18 protein-coding genes are annotated in these 19,921 nt (G+C 36.5%); 16 read left to right on the forward strand and 2 right to left on the reverse strand.

Going from position 1 to position 19,921, the window contains the following annotated elements; genetic code table 11:
- Window positions 1-2 precede the first annotated feature (2 nt).
- Window positions 3-440, reverse strand: a complete 438-nt coding sequence (locus tag H3U49_RS06805; protein ID WP_370567322.1) for a PTS sugar transporter subunit IIA — start codon at window positions 438-440, stop codon at window positions 3-5.
- Window positions 441-442: 2 nt separating this feature from the next.
- Window positions 443-2,092 (reverse strand): PRD domain-containing protein, encoded by a 1,650-nt coding sequence (locus tag H3U49_RS06810; protein ID WP_198180705.1) that lies wholly within the window; start codon window positions 2,090-2,092, stop codon window positions 443-445.
- A gap of 457 nt (window positions 2,093-2,549) precedes the next feature.
- Between H3U49_RS06810 and dnaA the strand changes: the two genes are divergently transcribed.
- The 16 genes from dnaA (at window position 2,550) to H3U49_RS06890 (ending at window position 19,916) form a co-directional block, all read left to right on the forward strand.
- The gene (gene dnaA, locus H3U49_RS06815) at window positions 2,550-3,917 is read left to right on the forward strand and encodes a chromosomal replication initiator protein DnaA (RefSeq protein ID WP_198180706.1); all 1,368 of its coding nucleotides are present in this window, start codon (window positions 2,550-2,552) and stop codon (window positions 3,915-3,917) included.
- 172 nt (window positions 3,918-4,089) lie between these two features.
- Window positions 4,090-5,220, forward strand: a complete 1,131-nt coding sequence (dnaN, locus tag H3U49_RS06820) for a DNA polymerase III subunit beta (RefSeq protein WP_198180707.1) — start codon at window positions 4,090-4,092, stop codon at window positions 5,218-5,220.
- A 226-nt stretch (window positions 5,221-5,446) separates the two neighbouring features.
- Window positions 5,447-5,656: a S4 domain-containing protein YaaA gene (gene yaaA, locus H3U49_RS06825; protein ID WP_198180708.1), complete on the forward strand. Its 210-nt coding sequence runs from the start codon at window positions 5,447-5,449 to the stop codon at window positions 5,654-5,656.
- Window positions 5,657-5,659: 3 nt separating this feature from the next.
- Entirely contained in the window at window positions 5,660-6,799 is a 1,140-nt protein-coding gene (gene recF, locus H3U49_RS06830) for a DNA replication/repair protein RecF (protein WP_198180709.1), read from the forward strand.
- Window positions 6,789-8,753 carry a DNA topoisomerase (ATP-hydrolyzing) subunit B gene (gene gyrB, locus H3U49_RS06835; RefSeq protein ID WP_198180710.1) on the forward strand — a complete coding sequence of 655 codons (1,965 nt, stop codon included), beginning with the start codon at window positions 6,789-6,791 and terminating at the stop codon, window positions 8,751-8,753. Before recF ends, gyrB begins: the two co-directional genes overlap by 11 nt.
- Window positions 8,754-8,762: 9 nt before the next feature.
- Entirely contained in the window at window positions 8,763-11,249 is a 2,487-nt protein-coding gene (gene gyrA / locus H3U49_RS06840) for a DNA gyrase subunit A (protein WP_198180711.1), read from the forward strand.
- 202 nt (window positions 11,250-11,451) lie between these two features.
- Window positions 11,452-11,745 carry a 30S ribosomal protein S6 gene (rpsF, locus tag H3U49_RS06845; RefSeq protein WP_034978626.1) on the forward strand — a complete coding sequence of 98 codons (294 nt, stop codon included), beginning with the start codon at window positions 11,452-11,454 and terminating at the stop codon, window positions 11,743-11,745.
- Between the two features lie 54 nt (window positions 11,746-11,799).
- On the forward strand, window positions 11,800-12,321 hold the full coding sequence (ssb, locus tag H3U49_RS06850) for a single-stranded DNA-binding protein (RefSeq protein ID WP_198180712.1): 522 nt from the start codon (window positions 11,800-11,802) through the stop codon (window positions 12,319-12,321).
- A 22-nt stretch (window positions 12,322-12,343) separates the two neighbouring features.
- A complete protein-coding gene (gene rpsR, locus H3U49_RS06855; protein ID WP_046331327.1) occupies window positions 12,344-12,586 on the forward strand; it encodes a 30S ribosomal protein S18 in 243 nt (80 codons plus the stop codon).
- A 467-nt stretch (window positions 12,587-13,053) separates the two neighbouring features.
- The gene (locus H3U49_RS06860) at window positions 13,054-13,770 is read left to right on the forward strand and encodes a GntR family transcriptional regulator (protein ID WP_198180713.1); all 717 of its coding nucleotides are present in this window, start codon (window positions 13,054-13,056) and stop codon (window positions 13,768-13,770) included.
- Window positions 13,771-14,003: 233 nt separating this feature from the next.
- Window positions 14,004-14,972, forward strand: coding sequence for an SIS domain-containing protein (locus H3U49_RS06865; RefSeq protein WP_198180714.1), 969 nt, complete (start codon window positions 14,004-14,006; stop codon window positions 14,970-14,972).
- Window positions 14,973-15,123: 151 nt separating this feature from the next.
- Complete coding sequence (locus tag H3U49_RS06870; protein WP_198180715.1) at window positions 15,124-15,609, forward strand: PTS sugar transporter subunit IIB; 486 nt, start codon at window positions 15,124-15,126, stop codon at window positions 15,607-15,609.
- A gap of 10 nt (window positions 15,610-15,619) precedes the next feature.
- The gene (locus H3U49_RS06875) at window positions 15,620-16,408 is read left to right on the forward strand and encodes a PTS sugar transporter subunit IIC (RefSeq protein WP_198180716.1); all 789 of its coding nucleotides are present in this window, start codon (window positions 15,620-15,622) and stop codon (window positions 16,406-16,408) included.
- Entirely contained in the window at window positions 16,392-17,213 is an 822-nt protein-coding gene (locus H3U49_RS06880; RefSeq protein WP_198180717.1) for a PTS system mannose/fructose/sorbose family transporter subunit IID, read from the forward strand. Before H3U49_RS06875 ends, H3U49_RS06880 begins: the two co-directional genes overlap by 17 nt.
- A gap of 18 nt (window positions 17,214-17,231) precedes the next feature.
- Window positions 17,232-17,633 carry a PTS sugar transporter subunit IIA gene (locus H3U49_RS06885; RefSeq protein WP_198180718.1) on the forward strand — a complete coding sequence of 134 codons (402 nt, stop codon included), beginning with the start codon at window positions 17,232-17,234 and terminating at the stop codon, window positions 17,631-17,633.
- Window positions 17,634-17,894: 261 nt separating this feature from the next.
- Window positions 17,895-19,916, forward strand: coding sequence for a DHH family phosphoesterase (locus H3U49_RS06890; RefSeq protein WP_198180719.1), 2,022 nt, complete (start codon window positions 17,895-17,897; stop codon window positions 19,914-19,916).
- The last annotated feature ends 5 nt before the right edge of the window (window positions 19,917-19,921 follow it).

Genomic DNA, 19,921 nt, shown 5'->3' on the forward strand with positions numbered 1-19,921 from the left:
ACTTAACCCTTTACTTTCCTAAACATTGAAATAATTGCCGACTTATTTGCACTCAAAATAGTTTTATAAGATTCTGTATCCATAAAAATCGAAATAACTTTCTGCAAACTTTGTAAATGACTAGTATTATCAATTGCAGCCATTACTAAAAAGATTTTGACTGGTTTACCTTCAAGATCAATTGGGTTACGTGAAACCAGTAAACTCATACCCATTTTATTAACACCATCACCTGGTCTGGCATGCATCAGAGCAAAATAATCAGTTAGGACCATATAGGGTCCATTTTTTTTAATGCTCTCAATCATGCTTGAAACATATTTTGGCGTAATAATATTTGCTTTTAATAGAGGCTCACTAGCTTTTTGTAATGCAATCTTCCAATTCATAGCAGTATCTATTATTTGAACGTTATCTTCATTAAACAAAGAACATGTCACTATTATTTGACCTCCATCATTTTTGAAATAAACCATTCTTTATTTTTTATTCCATGCATAATTAGATTCATAAATGGTTCAACTATTTTTTTATCAGTTCTTTTAATCATTAACATTGCTATAATATCAACACGATTATTTCCCCAGTTGACAGGTTTATCTAAAATCGCGACAGCAATAGAACTTTTGGTAATAAATTTAGGATCGCCATGAGGTATGGCAAAACCATTACTGATATATGTAGACTGCAGTTTTTCACGCTTTTTCAGTGATTTTTTATAACTTTCAAAACTTTTTTCATCATTCCAAGTACCACTTTTTAATAAGACATCAATAATGTTGTCGGTTACTTTTTCATCCATAAAAAATATGTTCCCTTTTAAGAAAGGTCCAACATCATTAATAACTATATGCTCGTCTTTCTTTTCAGCATTTTGTTTTGTCACTACATCGATATAAGAACTGGCAATTTTCTTCATATCTGAAATCGTCATAATAGGCGAAATATTCACCACAGGTACTTGTTGTTCACTTAATTTAATAGTTGAAATAATTAGTGAAACATTCGACAAATCTTTTTTTACCAAATCATGCTTTGAAGTAACCTCAGTCAAAGCCGCAGCCGGTAATATTCTTTTCATTTTTGCACAAATTAAGGAACTCATTCCTATACCATTTGGACAAACAAAAAGAATTCTGTTTATTTCTTTATTACGTTCAACGGCCGCTTGAAAATGTAATGTCACAAAACCAACTTCATCATCAGAAACAGCTAAATGATTATTTTCACTAAATTCACTTAATGCATACCAAACTACCCCATATAAATCAGGATAATTATTTTTAATTTCTTGTAATAAAGGATTAATAACCGTAGTTTTTGATTCAAGCCGCAGCTTCATCTGATAAAGATGCACTAATAATTTTTCTAATAATGATGAATCTTTTGTTAAATCTATATTTAAGCTGTCACTAACATTAGCTATTAAATGCTTCACTTCTGACTTAAATTCAGCAGGAATTTGTCCATTGTTCATGAAAAAATTAAAGCCATTACCAATTATTATGTAATAAAGGTACTGCATTTCTGTATCATTAAAATGATATATTTCACTTTCTTCCACAGTTTTCAACAATTGGTAAACTAAAGGGTACTTATCAAACTGCATCAATACGCTGTCAAGCTGATCCTTCTTTTTCCAACTAATTTGATATCCATTCATACCTCTGAAAACTAATATTGCTGTAGAAATAGAAATATCACCTATATTATTTTCTGGAACTTCAAGTTTCCAAGTTTGTAATTTTTGATGAAATAATTTAAAAATGGTTTTCAGCAACCTACTATCAATAAATAAACTAATTAATTGCTTTCCTTCCCTATTACCTAACAAATCAATTACGACTCGTTTTATTATTTTTTGCTTTTCTATTTCACCTCCGCCAATGTATGATCCAGAATTGTTAAAAAGCAGAGGGATATTATCCTTAGATAGTCTCTTTTTGATATTAATAATGTCATTTGCAATACTGCTGCGGGAAACAAAATAATCATCAGATAATTTTTGATAACTAACATGTTCTCCATTGATCATTCGGGCTAAAATATAAAATTTACGTTCTTTACTATTTAAGAGTTTTTTTGGATCCAAGAATATCACCCTCTAATTCAATGTTATAAATTTGCATTCATCCCAGGAAGAACAAAGAAAAGTCAAATTTGTACTAGAAAAACTGAACACCCAAAAATCTTATCGTAAGAAGCACTTTTTTTGTTTAAAGTTTTTACTAAATACTTATCCACATGTTTCTAACTCACAGCATTTTGCACAAGCTTATCCACAATCTACAGTCTGTTTAAAAAGTTTTGCACACTATGTGGATAATATGTTTCACGCTCCGTGAAATTTACTGCTATTAAAGCAAAAGATTTCCACAGTTAAAATTGTAAATAAGCAAAACCATCTCAAATTTACTCATTTTTTTGTGTATTTTTCTGTAAATTATATCCACAGCTTGTTAATTCTGAATTCTTTTTGTGCACTTGTGGAAAACATTTTTAATAGATGGTAAAATAAGTTTTGCTTAACGTACGCGGAGGGAATTATTTTGTTTGACATTAATAAATTTTGGCATCATTTCAATAGTGAGATGCGTGAACATTTTAATGAAGTTGCTTATAATGCATGGTTCAAAAATACCAGACCAATTTCCTACAATAAGGATACGCACGAACTAAAAATTGCCGTGCAAAATCCTGTAACCAAAGGATATTGGGAAAAAAATTTAGCTTCGCAATTAATTCAGTCTGCCTACGGCTACGCTAATATTGAGGTCATGCCTGTTTTTCAAATTGAAGGTGAAAAAAGTAGTGAACGACTGGTAACACCTAAGCCAAAAAACGAGTCAATATCGGAAAATACACGCCCACAAATGGAAAACGCGTTTGTGCGCAATCTTAAGCTTAATGAAAAGTACACTTTTGACAATTTTGTTCAGGGTGAAGGCAATAAGCTGGCCGCCGGTGCAGCCTTAGCTGTTGCAGACAGTCCGGGCAGTTTTTACAACCCCCTTTTTATTTTTGGTGGCGTGGGACTAGGAAAAACACACTTGATGCAAGCTATTGGACATCAAATGCTGGCAGAGCGGCCCAATGCCAAAGTCGTTTATATTCAAAGTGAAACTTTTGTTAATGATTTTATAAACTCAATCAAAAACAAAACTCAAGATCAATTTCGTGCAAAATATCGCACTTGCGACTTGTTACTTGTAGATGATATCCAATTTTTCGCTAAAAAAGAGGGTATCCAAGAAGAATTTTTCCATACTTTTGAGACCCTTTATAATGATCAAAAGCAAATAGTCATGACGAGTGATCGCCTTCCAACTGAAATTCCTGATCTGTCAGAACGGCTGGTATCAAGATTTACTTGGGGTTTGCAAGTTGAAATTACTCCGCCCGATCTAGAGACACGGATTGCGATTTTGCGCAAAAAAGCTGAGGCTGAAAATTTAACAATCGACGACAGCACTTTAGACTACATTGCTTCGCAAGTTGATACTAATATTCGTGAACTCGAAGGGGCTTTGGTAAAAGTACAAGCCCACGCTACAATTGAGCATGAAGATATCAATGTTAATTTGGCTCGCGAAGCATTGGCAGATCTTAAACTAGTTCAAAAGAATCAGGGACTGCAGATTTCTAAAATTCAAGAAGTTGTTGCTAATTATTTCCAAACTTCAACAACTGAGTTGAAAGGAAAAAAGCGGGTCAGGCAAATTGTGGTTCCTAGGCAAATTGCAATGTACTTGTCCCGTGAACTGACTGATTCCAGCCTGCCTAAAATTGGTCAGGAATTTGGCGGTAAAGATCACACAACCGTGATGCATGCTTACGAAAAAATTAGCAGAGAAATTAAAACGAATTCTGATATTAAAACTGCAGTTTTTGACTTAAAGCAAATGCTTGACCGCTAAAAGTTATTAACTGTGGATAAGTAACGAACTTGTACACATTTTCTTAACCGTAATAATTACGTTATTTTAAGAGTCATATAACTTTTCAACAGAAATCACAGGACCTACTAATACTACTAATTAAATATATAATTAATATAAAGGAAACAGACAAAATAACAGGAGGCACCAAATGAAATTTACAGTAAACAGAAATCTTTTCTTAGACAATTTAAACAATGTAATGCATGCAATTTCTTCAAGAGCAACAATTCCCATTCTTAGTGGCATTAAGCTTAACTTAACGGAAACGGAATTACTCTTAACTGGTAGTGAAACTGATATTTCAATTGAGATAAAGATACCGGTAAGTGAAGACTTAACTGTTGAATCAACAGGTTCAATTGTCTTACCAGCTCGTTTTTTTAGTGAAATTATTAGAAAATTGCCCGGAAAAGAATTCTCATTAGAAGTCAAAGAAAGTTTTCAAACCCAGATTATCTCTGAAAACAGTGAATTTACTATTAATGGCTTAGATGCCAATAACTATCCAAGATTACCGGAAATTCCAGACGAGTCCTCTTTTGTTATTTCGGGAAAAACTTTTAGGGAAATTATCAACGAAACCCAATTTGCAGTGGCAACACAGGAAAGTCGCTTAGTTTTGACTGGAGTACACTTTACTTTTAGTCCTGACAAAATCCATGCTGTGGCTACAGACTCGCATAGGTTGTCTAGCCGCGCTTTGACTTTAGAAAATGGGCCACAAACGAAAACAGATCTGATTATTCCTGGAAAAAGTTTACTTGAATTAGCACGAATTATTGGTGAAACCGATCCTGAAATTAAAGTTTGTCCTGGTGAAAATCAAGTACTTTTTGAGATTGGCAATATTCTGTTTTATTCACGCTTACTTGAAGGCAGTTACCCTGATACTGAGCGCTTAATTCCGACTGACAGTACAACAACTGTAGAATTTGATTTAATGGAACTTTCCAGTGCATTAGACCGGGCAAGTCTATTGACGCATGCGGGACGTAATAATGTGGTTGACCTAACATTAGATACCGAAAAACAAAGTGCAAAATTGTCCGGTGAGTCAGCGGAAATTGGTAATGTGGAAGAAGACGTTAGTTTTAAGAAACTTGAAGGTAACAATCTAAAGATTTCCTTCAACCCGGATTACCTGCGAGACGCACTAAAAGCTTCAGTAACAGATTCCGTCATTATGGATTTCACGCAGCCACTGCGTCCATTTACTGTCAATCCAGATAAAACTGATATTAATTTTGTTCAATTAATTACACCTGTTAGAACATTTTAATCATTGCCAAACTTAACAAAAAGAAAAAGTCATCAATTGATGGCTTTTTTTCTGGCAGAATTTTTATAATCGACCACAAAAGCTTGCTGGTTTATTTTTGAGGTCAATCACTATGAATTGTTTATTTGAAAAAAATCCGTTTATATGGCTTTATATGGGCTTTTAGTTGTTTTTTGCTTGTGAAACGAATATACTTATTATAGGTATTTAAAGGTTGAAGGTGGTTATGATCAAAGAAATAAAGTTAACGAGTGATTATATTACTCTGGGTCAATTTCTAAAAAAAGAAAGTATCATTTCTTCTGGTGGTCAGGCTAAGTGGTATTTGCAGGACAATCCAGTTTTGTTAAACGGAATAAAGGAAAATCGGCGGGGTAAGAAGTTGCGCTCTGGCGATAAACTTGAAGTTAATCAAGAATCTTACGAATTGCGGTAGGTTATGTATCTCAAGCATTTTATCGCTCAAAATTACCGCAATCTGCAGCAATTCGAAGTTGATTTTGATCCTAATGTCAATATTTTTATAGGACAAAATGCGCAAGGCAAAACTAATCTGCTTGAAGCAATTTATTTTTTGGCCTTAACACGGTCCCACCGGACCAGTAATGACAAAGAACTAATTGCTTTTGGTAAAGATTATGCCAATGTTTCTGGGCACATTTATAAAAGTCAAGTTGATTTATCCTTGCGGGTTCTAATTACCACTAAGGGTAAAAAAGTTTGGGTAAATCGAGTCGAACAAGCGAAATTATCCAAGTATGTCGGACAATTAAATGCTATTTTATTTTCTCCGGAAGATTTAGATCTGATTAAAGGTGCACCTAATTTAAGACGACGTTTTATGGATCAAGAATTTGGACAAATTAGTGCCGAGTACCTTTATTTTGCCGGCAAGTACAAGCAGGTCTTGCAGCAAAAAAACAATTATTTAAAGCAGTTAGCTAAAGGCGAAGCCCATGACACTATGTTTTTAGAAGTCCTATCAGATCAGCTGGCAGGTGTGGCTGCAGAAGTTATTGTTCGTCGCTTTCAATTTTTAAATTACTTAGATCAATACGCTCGTGATGCCTATGCTCACATTAGTACCAGTGCTGAAAAACTTGAAGTTATCTACCGACCATCGGTAAAAGAAATTTCGGTAAAAGACAGCGTCGAAGAAGTTTATCATAAAGTATTAAATAATTTTCAAAAAAATCAGAAGCTTGAAATTCTCAAAGGTACGACATTGAGTGGCCCCCACAGGGATGACATTGAATTTGAACTTGACGGTAAAAATGCACATTTGTATGGCTCTCAGGGCCAACAAAGAACTATCGCGCTTAGTATTAAATTAGCTGAGATCCAGCTTGTGCACCAATTAACCGATGAATATCCATTATTACTACTTGATGATGTTATGAGCGAGCTTGATCATAACCGTCAAAGTGCCTTACTTAACTACATTCACGGCAAAACGCAAACATTTATTACGACAACAGATCTTGAGGGTATTTCCTGGGAAATAATTAAGAAGCCAAAAATATACCGCATAAAATCTGGACAAATTTATTTAGAAGAGGGGAAATTGCATGGCAGATAACAACAAAGAAAATCTTAAGCAAATTAAGCAATATGAAAAAGAAGCCGATAAATATAATGCCAGTCAGATTCAGGTCCTAGGCGGACTTGAAGCAGTTCGTAAACGTCCAGGAATGTATATTGGCTCAACTAGTTCTCAGGGATTGCACCATTTAGTATGGGAAATAATTGATAATGGTATCGATGAAAGTCTAGCCGGTTTTGCCAGTAAGATTGAAGTCACTATCAATGAAGATGGCAGTGTCACTGTTCAGGATGATGGACGCGGTATTCCGGTAGATATTGAAAAGAAAACTGGGCGGCCAGCTCTTGAAACTGTTTTTACTGTCCTGCATGCAGGCGGTAAATTTGGCGGTGGCGGCTACAAAGTATCCGGTGGCTTGCACGGCGTTGGTGCTTCTGTTGTCAATGCATTGTCAACAAAACTTGACGTTACAACAATGCGTGACGGTAAAAAGTATTTTATTGACTTTAGTCGTGGTCGCGTAGTTGATGAAATGAAAATGATTGGAAGCGTGCCCTTATCTGAACATGGTACCATAGTACACTTTTTCCCAGATCCAGATATTTTTACTGAAACTACTTCTTTTGATGATAAAATTCTCAAAAATCGAATTCGTGAATTGGCTTTTTTAAACAAAGGCTTGAAATTAACCTTTACTGACAAGAGAAAAGATAGCGCAGAAACCGATGTTTACCACTATGAAGGTGGCATTCAGGAATATGTGTCATTCTTAAACCGTGATACAGAGGTACTATTTGATGAGCCAATCTATGTCGAAGGTAACGACAACGATATTAACGTTGAGGTATCTTTGCAATATACAAAAGGTTATAAAACAACGTTAATGACCTTTGCCAACAACATCCATACTTATGAAGGTGGAATGCATGAGGCAGGGTTCAAGACAGCCTTAACGCGGGTAGTTAATGATTATGCCCATAAGACTAAGTTGTTAAAAGATAATGATGACAACCTTTCCGGAGAAGATATTCGGGAAGGGATGACAGCTGTAGTTTCTGTCAAGCATCCTAACCCCCAATTTGAAGGTCAGACCAAGACTAAATTAGGCAATTCAGATGCTCGAACAGCCGTTGATCACGCTTTTTCGGAAACCTTCAACCGTTTTTTAATGGAAAATCCGCAGGTTGGGCGCAAAATTGTTGAAAAGGCCCAATTAGCTGAACGTGCTCGGACAGCTGCCAAACGCGCCCGTGAAGTTACGCGTAAAAAGTCAGGACTGGAAATTGCCAATCTGCCTGGTAAGTTAGCTGACAACACAAGTAATGACCCCAGCATTTCTGAATTATTCATAGTTGAGGGTAATTCTGCCGGTGGTTCAGCTAAACAAGGACGTTCAAGATTAACTCAGGCAATTTTGCCAATTAGAGGTAAAATTTTGAACGTTGAAAAAGCTTCAATGGATCGTATTTTGGCTAACCAAGAAATTCGTTCACTTTTTACAGCTTTAGGTACCGGTTTTGGTGCGGACTTTGATGTTTCTAAGGCCCGTTATCATAAGTTAATCATTATGACAGATGCTGATGTCGATGGGGCTCATATTCGGACCTTGCTCTTAACCCTCTTTTATAATTACATGCGTCCGATGATTGAAAAAGGCTACGTTTATATTGCACGTCCGCCTCTATATCAAGTGCGCCAAGGCAAAGTCGTCAGATACTTAGATACCGACGAAGAATTGCATGACTATTTAGGTAGTTTACAACCAAGTCCTAAGCCACTGGTACAGCGCTATAAGGGACTAGGTGAAATGGATCCGGAACAGCTATGGGATACAACCATGAATCCTGAAAATAGAAGGCTTGACCGTGTCAGTCCGGAATACGCTAAAAATGCCGATGAGGTATTTGAATTGCTAATGGGTAATGAAGTAGGACCACGGCGCAATTTTATTGAAACTAACGCTAAATACGTTGAAAACTTGGATGCATAGGAGGTTTAAATGGATAACGACAATCAAGGTCAGGATCACAGAATAAGAAACGTTGATTTGACCAGCGTAATGAATAGTTCATTCTTGGATTATGCCATGTCTGTTATCGTAGCACGGGCTTTACCCGATGTACGTGATGGCTTGAAGCCGGTTCAGCGCCGGATTCTTTATGGTATGAGTGAACTAGGAGTTACACCAGATAAACCGTACAAAAAGTCAGCCAGAATCGTTGGGGAAGTCATGGGTAAGTTTCACCCCCATGGTGACTCTTCAATTTATTTAGCGATGGCCCATATGGCACAAGATTTTAGCTACCGCTATATGCTTGTCGACGGTCACGGCAACTTTGGTTCTGTTGATGGTGATGAGCCAGCCGCAATGCGTTATACTGAGGCGCGTATGAGCAAAATTGCGGTTGAAATGCTGCGCGATATCAATAAAAACACTGTTGATTGGCAACGCAATTATGATGATTCTGAAAACGAACCAGTAGTTCTGCCGGCTAGAATACCAAATCTTTTGGTTAATGGTACTAGTGGTATTGCGGTTGGCATGACTACCAACATTCCACCGCACAATTTATCAGAAGTGATTAAGGGACTGCACATGCTAATGAACAATCCTGATGTCACTACTAAAGAACTAATGAAGGCAATCCCGGGTCCAGATTTTCCTACAGGTGGTACTATCATGGGTCGCGGTGGCATTTATCGCGCCTATGAAACTGGTCGTGGCAATATTGTTGTTCGTGCCAACACTAGTATCGAAACTGAAAAAAGTGGTCGCGAAAGAATAGTTGTTTCTGAAATACCTTACTTAGTTAATAAGGCTGAATTGGTTAAGAAAATTGCTGATTTAGCGCGGGCGAAAACAATTGATGGTATTACTGGTGTGCGGGATGAATCAGATCAAACGGGGATGAGAATCACTATTGATATCCGCCGTGATGCCAGTGCCAGTGTAGTTTTAAATAATTTGTTTAAGCTGACCCAAATGCAGGCTAATTTTGGCATGAATATGGTAGCAATCGTCGATGGTGCACCGCATTTTCTTAGCCTCAAGCAAATGTTGCAATACTACTTGGAACACCAAGAAGATGTTGTTACTCGCAGAACTAAGTTTGAACTGGAAAAGGCTGAAGCCCGGGCTCATATTCTTGAAGGCCTGCAAATTGCTCTTGATCATATTGACGAAATTGTCCATATCATTCGTCAAAGTCAATCAAGCGATATTGCAAAAGCTGCTTTAATCAGTCGCTTTGGTCTTGATGACAAGCAATCACAAGCTATCTTAGATATGCGGCTGGTACGATTAACCGGTCTTGAACGAGACAAGGTTGAGGCTGAATATAAAGATTTACAAGCCAAGATCGCTGATTATAAAGATATTTTGGCAAAACCAGAGCGCATTAATGAAATCATTTATAATGAATTACTGGATATTCAAAAACGTTTTGGCGATGCTCGCCGGACTAAGATTGGTGCTAGCGAAGTTGTCTCAATTGAAGATGAAGATTTAATTGAAAAACAAGATGTTTTACTAACCTTAACCCATAGTGGCTACATTAAGCGGATGCCAATTAATGAATTTAAGACCCAAAATCGTGGTGGCAAAGGCATTAAAGGCATGGGCGTTAAAGATGGTGACTTTATTGCCAACCTGATTTACTCAAGCACGCATGATATGTTGCTGTTTTTCACCAACAAAGGCAAGGTTTATTCTAAGAAAGCCTATGAAATTCCAGAATTTGGACGTACCGCTAAAGGATTGCCAATAGTCAACTTGTTGCAACTGGAAAAGGGCGAAAAGATCCAGACAATTGTTAATATTCCTGAAGATGCCGATGACCAGTACCTGTTCTTTATTACTAAGATGGGAACAGTCAAACGGACACATGTCAGTGAATTCGGCAATATTCGCAATAGCGGCCTAATTGCATTGACATTGCGCGATGGTGACGAGTTGAATAACGTTTTGGCTACAGATGGCAAGCAGGATATTTTAATCGGTACTCACTTAGGTTATGCAGTACGTTTTAATGAAAAAAATGTTAGATCAATGGGTCGAACTGCTGCCGGTGTTCGCGGTATTAATTTACGCGAAAATGACTATGTTGTTGGTTCTGGGGTCATTAAAAATAACGATGAAGTGTTAGTCATTTCTGAAAAAGGCTATGGTAAGAGAACTGCAGCTGCCGAATATCCGACAAAGGGTCGTGGCGGCAAAGGTATTAAAACCGCAAATATTACCGAGAAAAATGGTCCGTTGTCAGGAGTAACAGTAATTGATGGCAGTCAGGATATTATGGTTATCACTGATGATGGCATCATGATTCGCTTTAAGACCAACGATGTCTCTCAAACAGGTCGCAGCACTCTCGGTGTGCGCCTGATTAAAGTTAATGACAATAATAAAGTTGCCAGTTTGGCAATTGTTCCTGCTGAAGAAGATCAGGAAGTAGCAGCTTCTGCAGAAACTGATGAAGAGCAAGATTAATTAATAAACAAAAATATTTAAAAAATTATCAGGTTATTTTACGTACTTACTAGTAAGAAATAAAAATTTCTTATTGGATCACGTGAAGATAGTTTGGTAATTTTTTGTTTATGTGCTAGAATTAGAAATTGCGAGTAATAAAATTACTCCTTGTTCTTGATTTTTAGCAAGAACCATTTAGTCCAGAAGGAGGTGCACTAGTATGACAACTACTAAGTACGAAATAACTTATATTATCAAGCCTGACATTGACGAGGAATCAAAAAAGGCGTTAGTTGAAAACTATGATAAGGTTATTACCGATAACGGTGGTACGATGGTTGAGTCAAAAGACTGGGAAAAGCGTCATTTCGCATATGAAATTAATAAATATCGTGAGGGATTATATCACGTTATGACTTTCACTGCTGATAACGCTGATGCAGTTAACGAATTTGACCGTTTGTCCAAGATTGATACTGCTGTTTTACGCTCAATGACCGTTAAAGTTGGCTAATTAATAACAAAAACTTTATCGTTTTCGTGATTTAGGAAAGGAAGGACCTGAAGTATGATTAATCGAGTTGTACTTGTTGGCCGTTTAACACGTGATCCTGAATTGCGTACTACTGGGAGTGGAATCTCGGTTGCTACGTTTACTCTTGCTGTAGATCGTCAATATACAAACGCTCAAGGTGAGAGAGGTGCAGATTTTATCAGTTGTGTCATTTGGCGCAAATCTGCAGAAAATTTCTGTAATTTTACGTCTAAAGGTTCACTTGTTGGTATAGATGGCCGAATTCAAACCAGAAGTTACGATAATAAAGACGGGCAAAGAGTATATGTAACTGAAGTTGTCGTTGACAACTTTGCATTACTTGAATCACGTAAAGATCGTGAAGCCCGTGGACAAAATGGTGGTTACACACCAAATAATAATGGCAATTTTGGCAATCAGAATACTAATAATACCCCTAACATGGGAGCATCAAATCAGAATAATTCCGCTAATAATGGACCGGACAATACTCAGGATCCATTTGCAGGTTCAGGTGATACCATTGATATTTCTGATGATGATTTACCATTCTAAATTAACAGAAAGGACCTAGGATATGGCTCAACAAAGAAGAGGCGGCGGCGCTCATCGTCGTCGTAAGGTTGACTACATTGCTGCCAACCATATTGATTACGTTGACTACAAGGACGTTGATTTGTTGAAACGTTTTATCTCTGAAAGAGGTAAAATCTTACCACGTCGTGTCACTGGCACTAGCGCTAAGAATCAACGTAAGGTAGCTAAGGCAATTGAAAGAGCTCGCATTATGGGCTTGTTGCCATTTGTTACTGAAGACTAAGATAAAATTTAAAGTACCCTTTAGATTGGACTATTTCCTATCTGAAGGGTTTTATTATGCTTAAAGCTGTTTATTTGCATGTAATGACTTGTTTGACCATGAATATCTTACAATTTATGCTTATTGTCTTTAATTAGTAATAGTATAAAATAATTATGTCTTTAAAGGGCGTAAGACTTAAAATAGCAATAGATGAGTAGATATTTTAAATAAAGTCATCTTTAATGCATTTACTCGTTTTTATGTTAATTTAATCAACATAAAGATAAAATTTATAAATATTGTGTGGTCTTAGACTAAAAAATATAAATAATATAATAGAAAAACGGAATAGTACAGTTTTCATACCCAAAAATTTTGTTATTTCCTAGTTTATAGCAATAGACTCGTAAGTTTTATTAATCTAAGATAAATTTTTGTTTTATGAATTAATAGATTTGCCGTTTTTTAGATTGAGAGTTTGAATTATGATGGAAAATAAAGCAAGAACCAAGTACCAAAAGGTAATGCTAGATTTACGCGAAAAAATTCTTACAGGTACATATCCGATTGATACAAAATTACCAACTGAAGAAGAATTAAAAAAGATTTATGGAGTAAGTCGAATTACTGTACGTGAAGCCGTTAATGGACTGGTTTCGGATGGGATTGTAGAAAAGGTTCAAGGAAAAGGGAGCTTCGTTCGAGAATTACATCATGTCAAACGTTTATTAAAAAGCAATTCTATTGAAAGTTTTTCAAAAACCGCGATCAAAAATGGCTTTAAGCCAAAGATGGAAGTCTTAAAACTGGAAAAAATTAAAACTGATGCAAAATTAAGAGAAGGTTTAAAATGTAGCAATGACTATGCAATTCATTCTCTTAGAGTTTGTTATTTAGACAATGATCCAACGGTTATAGAAAGTAATTACTACCCACTTCCAAGATTTGCAGGATTAACAAATTATGATTTAAGTAGCTCATTATATCAAATATTAAAAGAACATTATGGCATAGACAACTTGAAAGATTCGGAAAGTATTCTACGTGTTGTTCTAGCTGATAAAGAGCAAGCAAGATTATTGAATCGCTCTGTGGGATTTCCATTATTTTATTTACGAAATCAAGTTTTTGACAACAATAAAAAGGTAATTCAATTTGGTACAGAGTTTATAGCAACCGATCGCTATGAATTCATGATTTAAGTTATTTACAGTGTAAAAAATAATAAGCTAAAGGTCTTTTTGGTCTTTAGCTAATTTTTTGATAGAAAGCAGTCATAGATGCCAAAAAGCTTCTGTACTGCTTTTTTAATTTAATGATTAATCTGTAATTCTCAAAATTATACCCAAAAGTCGTTGACAATTTCTTATGAAAGCGTGTACAATCTAATTGTAAAATATATAACGACATATGATGTTATAAATATGGAGGAAAAATGGATAATAAAACAATTGTAAAAAATGTTGTAAAGCACAATGACGGCAAAATAAGTAATGTTTATTTCACTGCTTGTGGCGGCTCTTTAGTAGATATGTATCCAGCATATTATTTCTTAAAATCTGAAGCAGAAAACCTATCAACTGGGTGGTACACAGCAAATGAATTTGTACATGTTACTCCTAAAAAGATAGGAGCACAATCCGTTGTTTTTGTTTGCTCACATAGTGGTAATACTCCTGAATCTGTGAAAGCAGCTAAAGTAGCCCAAGAAAAGGGCGCAATTACAATTGGATTAACTTTTAACCCAAAGGCGGAATTATTAAAATACTCGGATGAAAAAATAATTTACGAATGGGGCGATGAAAATGAAGTTGTCAAAAACCCGATGGCAATAGTGCTTGATATTACTTCTCAAATTTTGGGTCAATTAGAGGGGTACGACAAGTTGGCTGAATTTGCGGATGGCTTTAAAAAGATCGATACAATTGTTACTAATGCCTTAGCTCAGGTACAGGATCGTACCAAGAGATTCGCTGATAAGTATCAACATGAACCAATGTTTTATATTCTGGGCAGTGGTGCTTCTTTTGGTCATACATATGGCTTTGCTATTTGCAGTTTAATGGAAATGCAGTGGCTTGATGCAGCTCCTATTCACTCCGGTGAATACTTCCATGGTCCTTTTGAAGTGACCGATAAAGATAAACCATACATTGTAATGGAAAGTATTGGTAGAACGCGCCCATTGGATGAAAGAGCGATCAAGTTCCTAAAGAAGTATGCTGAGAAAATAGAAATAGTTGATGCTAAGGAATTAGGATTAGACCTAATTGACAGCAGTGTTGCTGAATACTTTAACCCAATTTTATTCTACTCAGTATTATGTGAATACCGCGCAAAACTTGCAGATATACGTAATCACTCTTTAGAAGTAAGAAGATATATGGGAAAAGTTGAATATTAAAATTAAACTGAAACGATCGCTTTAAAACTAATATTAATTAACTGCTTAATGATGGGCCAAAATAGTGATACTTTTTCTAAATTAATTCAAAAATCAGCTTAGCGACCGCTATATATGAAAGTTACTAGTAAGAAAGGAGTAACTGAAAATTATGATAAAACTTTTTCGAGTAGATCACCGACTGCTTCATGGTCAGGTAGCAGTCTCATGGTATGGGGCAGTGGGTGCTGACTGTATCCTGATTGCTAATGATGATGTACCAAAAGATCCTATTAGAAAAGCATCAATTAAAATGGCAAAGCCTTCTGGAAGTAAGTTGGTAATGCAAAGTATTGACCGCAGCATCGAATCTTTGAATAGTGGAATAACAGATAAGTACCGTTTGATGATTATAGTTGAAAGCATTAATGATGCATACAGAATCATAAGCAAAATGAATAATAAGCCAAAGATTCTTAATTTAGGCGGTACTAAAGAAACAAGCGAAACTAAAATTTTAGCACCTTCTGTTAATACAAGCTCAAAGGATGAAAAGCAGCTAAAAGAATTAATTGAGCAAGGCGTTAAAGTTGAAGTACAGCAAGTCTCAACATCGTCGATAAAAGTAGTTAAAGAAACTGATCTTTCTGCAGAATAGAGGATAAAAAATGCTTATAAAAACACTATTAATTGGCTTAGTGGCTTTAGTTGGGTATAGTGAATACTTTTTAACCGGAGCATCAATGATTTTTAGACCAATTGCTTTGGCACCACTAGTCGGCATTGTTTTAGGCAATATACCTGAAGCAATTAAAGTTGGGGCAGCGATGGAACTAGCATACATTGGTGTTGTTGAAGTTGGAATCTCTACCCCTCAAGATATGGTATCTGCATCAGTTTTGGGAACTACTTTTGCATTATCAACTGGAAAAGGGATTTCCGCAGCTTTAACGTTTGGACTGCCTTTGTCTATGCTGGTACTGATTGTTCAGAACGTTATGTACATTTTTGTAGCACCGTTATATGTTAACAAAATGGATGAATATGCCAAAAAAGCTGAAGACCGCAAATTAAGTTTAATGGCTTTTTGGGGTGGTACTGCTGTTAATTTCTTACCATCAGTATTGTTTATCATGCTAGCCTATTACTTCGGAACAGGCTTTTCTAAGCAAATAATAAGCGTCATTCCTCAATTTGTTCAAGATGGACTAGTTGTTGCTAGTGGCTTGTTACCTGCCTTTGGGTTTGCCTTGTTAATTCAGCAGATGCTGCGCAAGGATATCGTTCCATACATGATTCTCGGCTTTGCATTGACTGCCTACCTGAAAATTCCAATTATAGGAATAGCAATCTTTGGCTTGGTTATTGTAATGATTTTGTACTATAACGAGAAAAAATTAAAACAACAAATGGATTTGATTGGAAAAGGAGCTACAGACGATGATGAAAGTTTCTAATAATGAGATGCGCAAGGCTCTGTGGTCAACGTTTTGGCGATCATTTGCAGCTAATGCTCCTTGGGAATTGACGCGCCAAGAAGCTACTGGATATGCTTTTAGCATGGTTCCATCATTACGGGTAATTTATAAAGATGATAAGAATGGTAAAGCCCAGGCTTTACAAAGGCATATGCAATTTTTTAACATTACTAATGTGTTGCTACCCTTAGTTCTTGGAACGTCCATTGCTATGGAGGAAGAAAATAAAGCCAATCCTGACTTTGATCCGGCTATTATTAACAACGTCAAAGTAAGTCTTATGGGACCTTTGTCTGCAATTGGAGACTCAATGTTTTTGACGACCTGGAGAGTCATTTGTATGGGTATTTCTCTAGCTCTTTGTCAAGCCGGTAATATTTTAGGTCCGATTCTATTTATGGCTTCCTACAATGTTGTGACAATCGCAGTAAGATGGTTTGGTCTGAAAATTGGGTATGAACAAGGTACCAAATTTATTCAAAGAGTGAGCGATTCTAACATAATTCAAAGTATTTCTAATAAAGCATCAATTTTGGGAATGATGGTCGTAGGTGCCATGATTCCAAGTTATGTGGTTGTTAATTCTCCGATTAAAATCGGCACTGGTAAATCGGCAGTTTCTTTAGTTAGTACTTTAAACCAAATCGTGCCTTCAATGTTGCCTTTAGCAGCTACTCTGATTGTTTTATGGATGATTAGAAAGAAATGGAAAGTTTCCTGGATTTTGGTTACTATCGTTGCTTTCAGTATCATTGGCACATGGTTACATATTTTATCAGCATAATTGAAATTGGAGGCTAATGTGACTGATTTGGTTTTACTTAGTCATGGTAATTTTTGTAAAGGTATTAAAGAAGGTGCCGAGATGATTCTTGGCCCTCAAAAAAATATTCATACAATTGATCTAAAAGAAGGCGAGAGTCCGGAACATTTTCAAACGCGCTTTTTAAATTTGACAGGTAGTTTAGAAAAATTTGTTGTGTTTACTGATATTCTTGGTGGTACCCCATATAATGTGGCTTATAAGTCATTGCTTTCTTCAGAAAACAAATTTGAGCTTTACACAGGAATGAATCTTCCGATGATTATTAGTTATGTTAATGCACAACTTGTTTCAAGTAGCCCCGACCTAGTTGGCGATGCTAAAAATGGGATCAAATTTATTGAAGCAAAATATGAAGACTCGCCAGATGACGAATTTTAGTATCATAGTCAAATAAAGAAAAAATTAAAAATATAACCTTGGACTATTTATTCAGGGTTTATGATAATTTTTCGTTGCAAGCAGATAGCAGTATGATAATACAACTATCTGTTTTTCTTTTTCACTTAGATTGATTGCTAAAAGATGCTGCTAACACAGCCTTTTTTGCATGTTGAAGTATAAGTTGCCTAGTTTCTTATCCAGAGAATACAATGTATAATAATAATGATGTATTGTACATTATTTTAGGAAGGACCTTACATGAAAGATTTTTTACGTAAGCTTGAATTTCCTGCTTTTATTAAAGATTCCAGGCTCACGGCCTCAGTCATTATTATTTTAGCGTTATCGCTTTTGGGTAGTATCGTGGCAATGATCATGAACCCATTATTTGGCTTGGCCATGGTTTTGATCTTTATTTTGACTGTAGCATGCGTCGTTTACGGAGCATACATCTTAGCTGGCAATGCGAATAATTTTGCTGTTAGTTTGTCTTATCGGATTAAGCGCAGCGAGCAAGAGGCAATGATCAAAATGCCACTCGGCATTTTGCTTTACGATAAGGATCGGCAAATTCAGTGGGCTAATCCTTACCTGCAGCTTTATTTAAAAAATGAAGATTTGATTGGCCATACAATTGCCTCTGTTGATCCTGAACTAGATAAATTGATTGATGAATCATTGAAGGCCAAAACAGCTGAAAATCATGTAGTAAATTGGGATGGTCATCAATTTGAGATGGTTATTCAGGACAATCTCGGTGTTGTTTATTTACTTGATATTACGCGTTATGCCAAAATCGAAGAAAGATACAATAATGAATTATTGGCCATTGGCCAGATTTTTATTGATAATTACGATGAATTAAGCGAAACAATGCATGATCAGGAGCTAACGACTACTAGTGCATATGTTCAGAATACTTTGAGTGATTATGCTAAAAATTTTAATGCCTATCTTAAGCGTATTGATGAAGATCACTTTTTGTTGTTACTGCACATGCAAGATTTGGTTAAAATGGAAAAAGACAAGTTTTCTGTTTTGGATAAAATGCGTTTGGAAACCAGCCGTAATAATACGCCTCTAACTTTGTCAATTGGTATTGCTTTTGGCAGCAGTTTAATTACCGAACTAGCTGATCAAGCGCAGTCAAACCTTGACCTCGCGTTAGGCAGGGGCGGCGATCAAGTTGTTCTCAGTCAACCAGGCAAGGCTGCTCGTTTCTTTGGTGGTAAATCGAATCCGATGGAGAAAAGAACCAGAGTTAGAGCCAGAATGGTTTCACAGGCGATTAGTGAGCTGTTTAAAGAGGCAGACCGCGTTTTTGTAGTTGGCCATGCCAGCCCTGACATGGACTCAATCGGCAGTGGCATTGGCGTTGTTAAAATCGCTCGTCTGCACCATGTGAAGGCAAATTTTGTCTTAGATGTTAATAAAACCAATTATGATGTCAGCCGTTTAGTTGCTAAAATGGAAAAGGTAAAGGGAGATAATGATATTTTTATTGCTCCTGGGGATGCCTTGGAAGCAGTGACTGACAAGTCCATGTTGGTTATGGTTGATCACTCGAAATACTCTATTACTTATGCAAAAGAATTATATGATCGGTTAAGAGATAGAATTATTGTCATTGATCATCACCGTCGCGGTGAAGAATTTCCTGAAAATCCAATGCTGACGTATGTTGAACCTTATGCCTCATCAGCCTGTGAACTGGTGACTGAAATGGTTGAATACCAGCAGCCAAGTTCCGGCAAGCGCGTGTTAACTGACCTTGATGCTACGGCAATGCTGGCGGGAATTACGGTTGATTCCAAGGAGTTTTCGCTGCGTACTGGTACTCGGACGTTTGATGCTGCCAGTTACTTGCGGTCGATCGGTGCAAGCACGATGGGTGTTAGTGAACTGCTGAAAGAAGATATAGACAGTTTTCTGGAGCGTACCCGTTTGGTCAGCAGCTTAAAAATGATCAAGCCCAAAATGGCTGTTTTATGCGGTCCAGATGATAAGGAAATTGATCCTATTATCACGGCTCAAGCTGCAGATACGGCTCTTGATTTAGAAAATGTTGAAGCCAGTTTTGCAATCACCAGGCGGAATAAGGATACAATTGGTATATCTGCTCGTTCAATGGGTGATATTAATGTCCAGGTAATTATGGAGAAACTTGGCGGCGGTGGCCATTTGTCTAATGCAGCTACCCAAATTAAAGGAATATCTATTCAGGAGGCACTTGCCAAATTGATGGATGCGGTAGATACTTATGAACAAGAAAATGAATAAAAGGA

This window comes from Lactobacillus sp. W8174 (genome assembly GCF_016100975.1).
GTDB lineage: Bacteria > Bacillota > Bacilli > Lactobacillales > Lactobacillaceae > Lactobacillus > Lactobacillus juensis.

Coding starts and splice junctions, on each gene's coding strand:
- dnaN (WP_198180707.1), top strand. CDS start 4,090: ATGAAATTTACAGTAAACAGAAATCTTTTCTTAGACAATTTAAACAAT.
- yaaA (WP_198180708.1), top strand. CDS start 5,447: ATGATCAAAGAAATAAAGTTAACGAGTGATTATATTACTCTGGGTCAA.
- recF (WP_198180709.1), top strand. CDS start 5,660: ATGTATCTCAAGCATTTTATCGCTCAAAATTACCGCAATCTGCAGCAA.
- gyrB (WP_198180710.1), top strand. CDS start 6,789: ATGGCAGATAACAACAAAGAAAATCTTAAGCAAATTAAGCAATATGAA.
- gyrA (WP_198180711.1), top strand. CDS start 8,763: ATGGATAACGACAATCAAGGTCAGGATCACAGAATAAGAAACGTTGAT.
- rpsF (WP_034978626.1), top strand. CDS start 11,452: ATGACAACTACTAAGTACGAAATAACTTATATTATCAAGCCTGACATT.
- ssb (WP_198180712.1), top strand. CDS start 11,800: ATGATTAATCGAGTTGTACTTGTTGGCCGTTTAACACGTGATCCTGAA.
- rpsR (WP_046331327.1), top strand. CDS start 12,344: ATGGCTCAACAAAGAAGAGGCGGCGGCGCTCATCGTCGTCGTAAGGTT.
- H3U49_RS06860 (WP_198180713.1), top strand. CDS start 13,054: ATGATGGAAAATAAAGCAAGAACCAAGTACCAAAAGGTAATGCTAGAT.
- H3U49_RS06865 (WP_198180714.1), top strand. CDS start 14,004: ATGGATAATAAAACAATTGTAAAAAATGTTGTAAAGCACAATGACGGC.
- H3U49_RS06870 (WP_198180715.1), top strand. CDS start 15,124: ATGATAAAACTTTTTCGAGTAGATCACCGACTGCTTCATGGTCAGGTA.
- H3U49_RS06875 (WP_198180716.1), top strand. CDS start 15,620: ATGCTTATAAAAACACTATTAATTGGCTTAGTGGCTTTAGTTGGGTAT.
- H3U49_RS06880 (WP_198180717.1), top strand. CDS start 16,392: ATGATGAAAGTTTCTAATAATGAGATGCGCAAGGCTCTGTGGTCAACG.
- H3U49_RS06890 (WP_198180719.1), top strand. CDS start 17,895: ATGAAAGATTTTTTACGTAAGCTTGAATTTCCTGCTTTTATTAAAGAT.